At 70.1% G+C, this 10,312-nt stretch carries 9 protein-coding genes; 7 read left to right on the top strand and 2 right to left on the bottom strand.

The window, feature by feature from the left end; translation table 11 throughout:
* From ACOADB_RS25955 to ACOADB_RS25945, 3 genes are all read left to right on the top strand, one after another.
* A partial coding sequence (locus tag ACOADB_RS25955) for a transglutaminase family protein (RefSeq protein WP_378605770.1) occupies positions 1 to 1,617 on the top strand: 1,617 nt, incomplete at its 5' end.
* The gene (locus ACOADB_RS25950) at positions 1,614 to 4,109 is read left to right on the top strand and encodes a circularly permuted type 2 ATP-grasp protein (RefSeq protein ID WP_378605767.1); all 2,496 of its coding nucleotides are present in this window, start codon (positions 1,614 to 1,616) and stop codon (positions 4,107 to 4,109) included. The genes ACOADB_RS25955 and ACOADB_RS25950, both read left to right, overlap by 4 nt.
* Complete coding sequence (locus ACOADB_RS25945) at positions 4,106 to 4,981, top strand: transglutaminase family protein (RefSeq protein WP_378605764.1); 876 nt, start codon at positions 4,106 to 4,108, stop codon at positions 4,979 to 4,981. Before ACOADB_RS25950 ends, ACOADB_RS25945 begins: the two co-directional genes overlap by 4 nt.
* A 12-nt stretch (positions 4,982 to 4,993) precedes the next feature.
* Here the strand turns inward: ACOADB_RS25945 and ACOADB_RS25940 are convergent, their stop codons facing one another.
* Together ACOADB_RS25940 and ACOADB_RS25935 are read right to left on the bottom strand one after the other, a co-directional pair.
* Complete coding sequence (locus tag ACOADB_RS25940) at positions 4,994 to 5,791, bottom strand: HDOD domain-containing protein (RefSeq protein WP_378605761.1); 798 nt, start codon at positions 5,789 to 5,791, stop codon at positions 4,994 to 4,996.
* On the bottom strand, positions 5,788 to 7,914 hold the full coding sequence (locus ACOADB_RS25935) for a putative bifunctional diguanylate cyclase/phosphodiesterase (protein WP_378605758.1): 2,127 nt from the start codon (positions 7,912 to 7,914) through the stop codon (positions 5,788 to 5,790). Before ACOADB_RS25935 ends, ACOADB_RS25940 begins: the two co-directional genes overlap by 4 nt.
* 231 nt (positions 7,915 to 8,145) lie before the next feature.
* Here ACOADB_RS25935 and ACOADB_RS25930 point away from each other — a divergent pair, with 231 nt between their 5' ends.
* The 4 genes from ACOADB_RS25930 to ACOADB_RS25915 form a co-directional block, all read left to right on the top strand.
* Positions 8,146 to 8,448, top strand: a complete 303-nt coding sequence (locus ACOADB_RS25930) for a hypothetical protein (RefSeq protein ID WP_378605755.1) — start codon at positions 8,146 to 8,148, stop codon at positions 8,446 to 8,448.
* Entirely contained in the window at positions 8,449 to 9,414 is a 966-nt protein-coding gene (locus ACOADB_RS25925) for a zinc-binding metallopeptidase family protein (RefSeq protein WP_378605752.1), read from the top strand.
* On the top strand, positions 9,411 to 9,899 hold the full coding sequence (locus ACOADB_RS25920) for a hypothetical protein (RefSeq protein ID WP_378605749.1): 489 nt from the start codon (positions 9,411 to 9,413) through the stop codon (positions 9,897 to 9,899). The genes ACOADB_RS25925 and ACOADB_RS25920 overlap by 4 nt, the downstream gene beginning before the upstream one ends.
* 115 nt (positions 9,900 to 10,014) lie before the next feature.
* Positions 10,015 to 10,312, top strand: a 298-nt coding sequence (locus ACOADB_RS25915) for a DUF2510 domain-containing protein (RefSeq protein WP_378605746.1), incomplete at its 3' end; no start/stop codon positions are given.

Raw genomic sequence — 10,312 nt, 5'->3', positions numbered from 1 at the left:
GCGGAGCGCACGGCGCTGGCGTTCGAGGAGCGGGACGGGCACGTCCACGTGTTCCTGCCGCCGACCAGCGAGCTCGAGAACTACGTACACCTGCTGCATCTCGTCGAGACCGCGGCTGCGGCGATCAGCTGCCCGGTGGTGCTCGAGGGCTACCAGCCGCCGCCCGACCCGCGGCTGGTCCAGCTGTCCGTCACGCCCGACCCCGGCGTCATCGAGGTCAACGTGCAGCCGACCAGCAGCTGGCCCGAGATGCGCGACCTGACGACGACGCTCTACTCGCAGGCCCGGCTGGCGCAGCTGACGACCGAGAAGTTCGACCACGACGGGCTCCACACCGGCACCGGTGGCGGCAACCACCTGACGCTCGGTGGACCGCAGCCGATCGACAGCCCGTTGCTGCGGCGCCCCGACCTGCTGGTCAGCCTGATCACCTACTGGCAGCGGCACCCGTCGCTCTCGTACCTCTTCTCCGGGCGCTTCATCGGCCCGACCAGTCAGGCGCCGCGCTTCGACGAGGGCCGGCCGGAGGCGGTCTACGAGATGGAGATCGCCTGTGCCGAGGTGGCGCGGCTGATGGCGAGCTTCGCGAGCCTCGACGACGTCGCGGAGGAGGACGACGAATGGATCGGCGGGCCGCGGCCCTGGCTGGTCGACCGCGCATTGCGCCACCTGCTGACCGACCTGACCGGCAACACGCACCGCGCCGAGTTCTGCATCGACAAGCTCTACAGCCCCGACTCCTCGCGCGGCCGCCTCGGCCTGCTGGAGCTGCGCGGCTTCGAGATGCCGCCGCACCCGCAGATGGCGCTGGTGCAGGCGCTGCTCGTGCGCAGCCTGGTCGCGATGTTCTGGGAGCAGCCGATCGACCCGTCGACCGCCCCACTGATTCGCTGGGGCACCCGTCTGCACGAGGACTTCCTGCTGCCGCAGGGCGCGATCGCCGACATCGCGGAGGTCGTCGCCGACCTCGCCGACTTCGGCATCGACTTCGATCCGTCGTGGTTGGCGCCGTTCACGGAGTTCCGTTTCCCGCGGATCGGGTTCGCCGACTTCACCGCCGCCGGAGGCGGTGCGATCCACCTCGAGCTGCGCCAGGGCGTCGAGCCGTGGCACGTCCTCGGTGAGGAGGCGACCGGTGGCGGCACGGCCCGGTACGTCGACTCGTCGGTCGAGCGGATCCAGGTGACGGTTGCTGGAATCAACCCCGATCGGCACCTGGTCACGTGTCAGGGTGTTCCCGTGCCCATGACCCGCGTCGACGCGAGCGACACCTTCTACGGCGGCGTCCGCTACAAGGCGTGGCAGCCGTGGTCGGCGCTGCACCCCTCGATCGAGGTGGACTCCCCGCTGACCTTCGACGTGGTCGACCTCGACGCCGGTGTCAGCCTGGGCGGTGCGACCTATCACGTGGTCCACCCGGGAGGCCGCAACTACGACCACCCGCCGGTCAACGCACAGGAGGCCGGGGCGCGGCGCGCAGCCCGGTTCGAGACCGCCCGCAACACGGCCGGCCGCATCGACGTGGCCGCCCTTCGTCGTACTGCCCGCGAGGTCGCCTCGACCGAATATCCCCACACCCTCGACCTGCGCAGGGTGAGGGCCCGGAGCGGCCCGTGACCGTTCTCCGCGACTACGCCGCGGGACTGACCCAGCCGACCCTCACGCAGGGGTCAGCCGATCATCCGGACGGTGGCAACGACGCCAGCCCGAGGTACGACGAGGTCGTCGGCCCGGACGGGTCGCTGCGCGCGCCCTGGAAGCGCCTCGCGGAGATCGCGACCCAGATCAGCCCGGAGGACATGCACCGGGTCACCGAGGAGATCGCGCGGTTCCTCGAGGACGACGGCGTCACCTACTCGCGGCCCGGCGAACGCCCGTCCCGCTGGCGTCTCGACCCCGTCCCGTTCGTGCTGGACGCTGCGTCGTGGCAGGTCCTCGAGGTCGGCCTGGCGCAGCGTGCGGAGCTCCTCAACGCGGTCCTCGCCGACCTGTACGGCGACCAGACCCTCCTGTCGTCGGGCATCGTGCCGGCGGCGGTCGTGCTCGGACACCGTGACTTCTCGCGGGTGATGGCGCGCGCGTCGGCCAACGACCCGCGGCCGCTGGTGCTGTCGGCGACGGACCTCGGGCGCGACCAGGACGGCACCTGGAAGGTCCTCGGCGACCGGACCCAGGCGCCGTCGGGCCTCGGGTATGCGCTGGAGAACCGTCGCGTCCTCAGCCGGGTGATGCCCGAGCTCTATCGCGAGGCCGACCTGCACCGGATGGCGCCGTACTTCTGGGCCCTGCGCTCTGCGCTGCTGCAGTCCGCCAGCGGTGACCTGCCCGATCCGCGGGTCGTGGTGATGAGCCCGGGCCTGCACTCCGAGACCTACTACGACCAGGCGTCGATCGCCACCAACCTCGGTTTCCCGCTCGTGCAGGGGAGCGACCTCACGGTGCGCGACGGCTGGGTGTTGATGAAGACGCCCCAGCGACTCGAACGCGTCGACGTGATCCTGCGTCGGGTCGACGCCGCCTGGAGCGACCCGCTGGAGCTGCGGGGCGATTCGCAGCTCGGTGTGGCCGGCCTTGCCGAAGCCGTACGACGAGGCCGGGTGCGCGTCGTCAACGGACTCGGCGCCGGCGTGCTCGAGAACCCCGGCCTGCTGCCGTTCCTGCCCGCCGCCTGCGAGCACCTGCTCGGCGAGCCGCTGCGGCTGCAGGGCGTTCCGACGTGGTGGTGCGGCGACCCGGACGGACTGGACCACGTGCTCGACCACCTCGACGACCTCGTCGTGCGCACCATCGACGGCTCCGACCTCACCCTTGCGGGCGCGTCGCCCGAGCGGATCCGGTTGACGGTCCTCGCCCGGCCGCACGCGTTCGTCGGCCAGCAGCCGTTCGCGCTGTCGCAGTCACCCACGTGGCGCGGCCGCACGGCACGGCCCGCGGAGATGACGCTGCGGACCTTCACCCTTCGCTACGGCTCGGCCTACCGGCCGCTGCTCGGTGGTCTCGCCAACGTCCGCGACGGCGACAAGTCGCTCGGCAGCAAGGACGTCTGGATCCTCAAGGACGACACGGCGCAACCCGACCAGGGCCTGACGGACGTGATGCCGATGACGTCGGTGCGGTCGCTGCCCGCGACGGTACCGCGCGTCCTCGACGACATGTTCTGGCTCGGGCGCTACGCCGAACGCGCCGAGGACATGCTCCGCCTGGTGCTCACCACGCACGTCCTCGTCGCCGACTACCGCAGCAGGCGGAGCACTTCTGGCGGCGTCAGCCTCGACGTCCTGATGTCCGGGGTGCACCGGCTCGCGGGCACGGTCCACGAGGACGACGAGGAGGACCTGCGGTCGATCCTGCTCGACGAGACGCGGGTCGGGTCGGCCGCGCACTCGCTCGAAGGCCTGCGCGACGTCCTCACCGAGGTGCGCGACCAGCTGTCGCTCGACGTCTGGCGCGCCCTCGGCTCGGTGGAGCGGGCCACCGCCGTGCTCCAGGCCTCGCCGCACAGCCACCAGATCGCCGAGTCCGCCGGCCGGATGCTCACGGCCGTCCTGGCGCTGCAGGGCGTGACGGCGAGCATGATCCGCGATGCCGGCTGGCACATGGGAGGCGTCGGGCGGTACCTCGAACGAGGCATCCAGGTGTGCCACCTGCTCCGCCTCATCACCGAGCGCCGCGGCCTCGATGTCGACCGGGAGGTTTTGGCCGCCGTACTCACGGCCGCGGAGAGCTCGGTCACCCACCGCCGCCGTTACCGCGACTACGTCCGTCCGGCGGGGGTCCTCGACCTGTTGCTGATGGACGAGGAGAACCCGCGGTCGCTGCTGTTCAGCCTGCACCGGATGCAGGAGCACCTGGCCGCGCAGCCCGCGTCCACCGGCTCGACGCGCCCCGAGCGACTGCTCGCCGACCTGGTCGCCGAGGTCGAGCGGACCGATGTCTCGACCCTGGGCGCGATCGGCGGCGTCGCGCGCCCGCACCTGGTGATGTTCCTCGACAGCGTCACCGGTCAGCTCGAGCGCCTGGGCGACGCGATCCGCGACCTGCACTTCGCGACCGGCCCGAAGCCGCGCGTCTTCGGCGTCATGCCCACCCTTGCCGAGGCGACGCCATGACCCGCTACCGCATCGAGCACCGCACGACCTACACCTACGACGACGACGTCACCGACAGCTTCGGCATCGGTCACCTCGTCCCTCGCAGCCTGCCCTGGCAGCAGGTCGAGGAGTACGACGTCGCGGTGACGCCGGAGCCCGGCGACATCAGCCGTGACGCCGACTACTACGGCAACACCGTTCTCTACTTCCAGGTCACCACGCCCCACAAGGAACTCGTCGTCGTCGGCAGCGGCGAGGTCGACGTCGCCGTACCGATCGTCGACGACGGCAAGCTGGAGCAGCCGTGGGAGGCATCGCGGCCCCTCCTCGTCCCGTCGCAGCCGGGTGCCTGGCAGGCGACCGACTTCGCGTTGGCCAGTGCGGCCGTGCCGGTCCACGCGGGTGCCCGCGACTACGCCGCGGTGTCGCTGACCACCGGTCGTCCGATCGGTGAGGCCGTCACCGACCTGATGCACCGCATCCACGCGGACTTCGAGTACGACTCGGCGGCCACCACGGTGACCTCGACGGTCTCCGAGATCCTCGCCAAGCGGGCCGGCGTCTGCCAGGACTTCGCCCACCTGACCCTCTCCGCCCTGCGCGCCCACGGGCTCGCCGCCCGCTACGTCAGCGGCTACCTCGCCACCGAACCCCCGCCCGGCAAGGAACGCATCGTCGGCGCCGACGCGTCCCATGCCTGGGTCGCCGTCTGGCTCGGCGGCGAGGAGTGGCTGGCCCTCGACCCGACCAACGACCAGTGGCAGAACGACCGCTACGTGACCCTCGCCTGGGGCCGCGACTACGGCGACGTCCCGCCCCTGAAGGGCGTCATCTTCACCGAGGCCAAGAAGTCCCAGCTCCTCGTGTCGGTCGACGTCGCCCCCTTGTGAGACGGGCTCTGTTCAGAGTCCCAACGCCGCGCGCAGTGCCGTGACGTCGTCACGGATCGCAGACAGCCGGGTCGCGGACTGTGACTCCTGGATGCGGTTCTGTGACAACCGTGCAAGAGAGTTCTTCCGGTGGCCTGGCTGAAGCAGGCGTGCTGTCACCTCGTACGCAGTGCGCAGCAGCGCGCCCTCGGGTCCGGCCGGCACCGCTCGCAGAGCGGCCACCATGGCCGCGGGGAAGTGCCACTGCTGCAACGCCTCGGCGGTCAGTTGCGGCGTGCTGATGCCGTAGCGACGGACCTCGGCGATGAAGCGTTCCTCGCCGAGCCCGGTCGTGGCCACGAGTTGGTCGTACCCGTCCACGTCGCTGCGGTGCAGCAGCGCCGCACCCAACTGCGACAGCAACCCGAGGCACATGGCGTCGGCGGTGGTCTCCTGGAACGCCGGTCCCAACGATCCCGTTGCCGCCGCAAGGTGGACCGAGGCGTCCCAGAATCCTGCGGGCAGGACCTCGGCCCCATCGATGCCGGAGAGCGACACGGTCGCAATCGCGCGAACGGTGTTGAACCCCACGACGGTCACGGCAAAGGGCAGGCCGGTGACCTTCCCCGACAACCCGAAGTAGGCGGAGTTGGCCAGCTTCATCACCTTCGCGGCCAACGCGACGTCGGCTCCGAGAATGGCGGCCAGGTCGCCCGCACCGGTGTTGTCGTTGTTGGTGGTCGCGACGATCTGCGCCGCCACGGGGCGCTGCGAGGCCATCTGGTCCAGGCTCCTCAGCGCGGCGTCGATGTCCACCACGGCCGCGTTCACGGCACACCTGCTGGGAAGGAGGTGGGATATCCCGCCTTGCACCAGTCGATGAAGTCGGGACTCTTCAGGGGCCGGCTGATGCCGAAGCCCTGGCCCAGCGTGCAGCCCATCTCTTCGAGCATCTGCATCTGCGACAGGGTCTCCACGCCTTCGGCGACCACACCGAGTCCGAGGCTGTGCGCCAGGCTGATGACGGCCTGCGCGACGGCAATGTGCCCGTCCTGCAGCTCAGCCACGAAGGACCGGTCGACCTTGAGGTAGTGGACAGGCAGCTGGCGGAGGTAGGCCAGCGAGGAGTACCCGGTGCCGAAGTCGTCGATGGCGACCCGCACACCGTGGTCGCGCAATTGGCCCAGGATCATCGACGCCGTGTCGGGATCCTTCATCAGCGCCGACTCGGTGATCTCCAGACAGATCTGTTCGGGCTGCAGCCCGAACCGTCGCAGGGTTCGCTTGACCGTTCGCACCAGGGCGGGATCGTTCACCTGGAGCGCCGACAGGTTGACGTTGACGTGCGGCGGTGCGAGCTTCCCGAGCCGGTGACGCCACTCGACCATGGCCGCGCAGGCGAGTTCGAGTACGGCCTCGCCCAGTTCCCGCACCATCCCGTGGTCCTCGGCGAGCCTGACGAAGGTCTCCGCTGCGACCGGGCCTCTGTGGGGGTGGTTCCAACGCGCAAGCGCCTCGACCGACACCAACTGCGAACGCCCGCCAGCGAAGTTCATGATCGGCTGGTAGTTCAGGGTGATCTGACTCGCTGCGAGGGCGCGGCGGAGGTCGGAGACCAGTGCGAGATTGTCCTGGGCGGCGCTACGGGCGCTCTCGTCCAGGACCATGACTCGGCCCTTGCCGCGTGACTTGGCCTGGTACATGGCGATGTCGCAGTCCCGGATCAGGTCGTCGGCGGAGTGGTGGTCGGGGCCACGCAGAACCACCCCGATCGACGCCCTGGGGCGGATCTCGACACCGTCGAGCATCACCGGGTCGGACAGCACCCGCAGGACCCGGTCGGCCACCTCGAGCGCGGCGTCCAGGGAACCGGTGTCGCACACGACGACGAATTCGTCGCCTCCGAAGCGTGCCACGAGGTCTCCCGGGCGCACCGCACCGACGAGCCGGTGGGCGATCTCCACCAACAGGGCATCCCCGGCCTTGTGTCCGAGACTGTCATTGACGAACTTGAAGTTGTCCAGGTCGAGGAACATGCACGTCAGTTCCGCGGCGGGGTCCTCCATTGCCTCGTTGATGTGATCCCACAACTTGCCGCGACGCGGCAGCCCGGTCAGGGAGTCGTGGGTGGCCTGATAGCTGAGCTGCTCCTCGAAGGCACGTCGTTCGGTGACGTCCTCCAGGGTGGCCATGAAGCCGTCGCCCAGCCCCGGGGTGTGGAGCGGGGTGAAGCGGACGTCGGTGTAGCGGACGCGGCGGTGGCTGTCGACGAAGCGTGCCTCCATCTCGCGTTCTTGCCCAGCCAGCACCGCCACGACGGTGTCGGTGATCAACTCGAGGTCCTCGCAGTGCACGTACGACATCCAGCCGGTGCCGATCAACTTGTCCGCGGGGACACCCAGCAACGCGCAGAGCGCGTCGTTGACGTGTCCCAGTCGCATCCCCTGCTCCGACATCATCGTGGGCACGGGGGAGCGCTCCGTCAGCACCTTGAACCGTTGCTCGTGGGCGTCGGCCGAGGCGCGCAGGGCGAGCTCCAGATCTGACTGGGCAGGGTGGATCTGCAGCGTCCACAGGTTGCCGTCCGGTGCCGGGGTGGCGCTCATCAGGCAGGCCACGTCCTCACCGACCGATGTGCGCACGTTCACCGAGGTCGTCGTGGGACGTTCGCGGCGATACGACGCGGTGACCGGCTCTCCTTCGGGCGTCGTCACGAAGGCAGCAAGTCGTTCGCCGTCCAGATCGGAACGAGCCAGGCCGAGCAGGACCGTGGCTCCGAGGTTGCTCCACCGGATGATCGGGTCACGGAACTCGTCATCGAGCTCGGTGACCATCAGCGCGACGTCCGGGTCGGACGCAGCAGCGTGCAACACCGCGGCGACGACGTCGCGCGGTCGGTGGCCCGCCGTGCCGCGACCGGCGTCGCTGTCGGACCGCGCAGCATTGCGGACCATGCTGTCCCTCGCTCCGATCGGCACTGTGCGGGGTCGGCGAATCCATGACTCGCCCGAGGTGAGTCTCCCCATCAGACACCCCCATCGGCGAGCACGGGTTTCACTTAAGTGGCATCGCGTCCCTGTCGCCCGGGTCCTTCGGCCCTTGCGGAGCCGACCTTCCTGTGGCGACCTGGCCCCATTCCCGGCGAGGGGGTGGAGTGCAGCCCCGCACCCTCCTAGGCTGGGGGCATGAGCCAGCCGCCGTACGGAGTCCCGCCCCAGCACGGAGCCCCGCAGGGCCACCCCGGCCAGCCACCCGCCTACGGGCAGCCGGGCCAGGCGGCCCCGCCGCCGGCGTACCTCGGTGGTGGCGCACCCGCCGGCCCGCCGCAGTTCCAGGGCGGTCCGCCGCCGGGACAGTACGGCGGGGGGCTTCGCGGTCTCGCGCCGGCGAGCAAGCCGCGCAGCATCGGCCTGGTCATGGGCCTGCTCACGGCGCTCGGCCTGATCGGGTTCGTCGTGCTGGTCGCGCTCATCACGCTCAACAACTGAGTGCGCTCGTTCGCCTGCCGGCTCTGCCGGAGCCCGTTGTTCTTCGAGAACTCCGTGTGCGTCTCGTGCGGTACGGCGCTGGGGTTCTCCCGTGCCGAACGCGACATCGTCCCCGTCGATGACGCCGGGACGTACGTCGACGAGGCGGGCCTCGTGTGGCACGTCTGCCGCAACCTGAACCTGTCCGGTTGCACGTGGCTCGCGCCGCTGGAGGGTGGCCAGTGCTCGGCCTGCGACCTCACCCGCACCCGGCCCGCGGAGGCCGATCCCGAGGGGACGGCTCAGTTCCCCGAAGCGGAAGCGGCCAAGCGGCACCTCGTCGTCGAGCTCGACACCCTCGGCTTCGACATCAGCGGACTGGTGTTCGACATGCTCTCGAGCAGCGAGGCAGCGGGCGAGGACGTCGTGATCGGGCACGACAACGGGGTGATCACGATCGACCTCGCCGAGACCGACGACGCCCGGCGCGAGCGGATCCGCCAACAGCTCGACGAGCCGTACCGCACGCTGCTGGGTCATCTGCGGCACGAGGTCGGGCACTACATCGAGTCGCAACTGGTGACCACCGACGAGCGACTGGCCCGGTGCCGCGAGCTCTTCGGTGACGACACCCTCGACTACCAGGCCGCCATCGATCGCCACTATTCGCAGGGCCCGCCCCAGGGGTGGGAGGACTCGTACATCACGACCTACGCGACGATGCATCCGTTCGAGGACTTCGCCGAGACGTTCGCGCACTACCTGCACATCAGCGACACCTGCGAGACGGCCGCTGCCTACGACCTGTGGCAGGGGACCGGTTCCGCCAGCTTCCGCGAGCTCGTCCGTACGGTGTGGATCCCGCTCTCGGTCGCGCTCAACCAGATCAACCGCTCCATGGGCAAGGGCGATCTCTATCCCTTCGTGATCCCCGCTCCCGTGCTGGACAAGCTCGACTTCGTCGCGGGGCTGGCAGGCACCCCATGAAGCGCCCGAACCGTCGTACCGCCCTGGTCGCGGGGACGGTCGTGGTCCTGGTCGCCGTCGCGGCCTGGTTCGCCCTGCTCCGGGGCGAGAGCGCCGAGGACGTGAGCGAGGAGTACCTCGCCGCGATCTGGGAGGGCGACTGGACCACGGAGTGCGAGCTCGCCACCGACCAGTGGCGCCACGTCCTGTTCGACGGCCACCCCTTCGCGAACTGTGCCGACTATGCGAAGGCAGCTGACAAGGCCAACCGGGACGGTGGCTTCGCGACGTTCCGGGAGGACACCGAGGTCACGATCACCGTCGAGGAGTTCAGCAGCGAGGGCGACAAGGCCCGCGTCGGCTACGTCATCGAGTTCTCGTACGACGGCGACGACCAGGCCGGGTTCGACGAGCTGTGGCAGGGCGGTGGTCCCGTCGACCGCGGCACCGTCGAACTGGCCCGCGTCGACGGCGAATGGCGGATCGGCGGCGTCGACGCCGGGTAGCAGCGATGCTGTTGTCGATGAAGTAGTCGTCATGCACGGGATTGAGACCGGCCGCACCGTGGCATGATGCGGGCGAGTTCGAGCGGACGAACCGCTTGTGTGCAAGGAGAAGCCGATGTCTGACCCCAACCAGCCCACGACCCCTCCCGGTTGGTACCCCGACGGCCAGGGCGGCCAGCGCTGGTGGGACGGAACGCAGTGGACCGAGCACACGCAGCCTGCGCAGGGTGCCGCCCCCGAGGCGCCGCAGACCCCGCAGGCGCCGCAGCTCCCGGGTGACCAGGCCACCGTCGTTGCGCCGAACCGCGCCGCCGACTTCAACCAGGGTGGCGCGCAGCAGGGCTACGGCCAGCCCGCGCAGCCGCAGCAGCCGCAGCAGCCCCAGCAGTACGGCCAGCCCGCTGGCCAGCAGT

Source organism: Nocardioides sp. CPCC 206348, from assembly GCF_048654705.1.
GTDB lineage: Bacteria > Actinomycetota > Actinomycetes > Propionibacteriales > Nocardioidaceae > Nocardioides.
The sequence above is the reverse complement of the archived record's forward strand: the minus strand, read 5'-3'. Positions and strand labels throughout refer to the sequence as shown.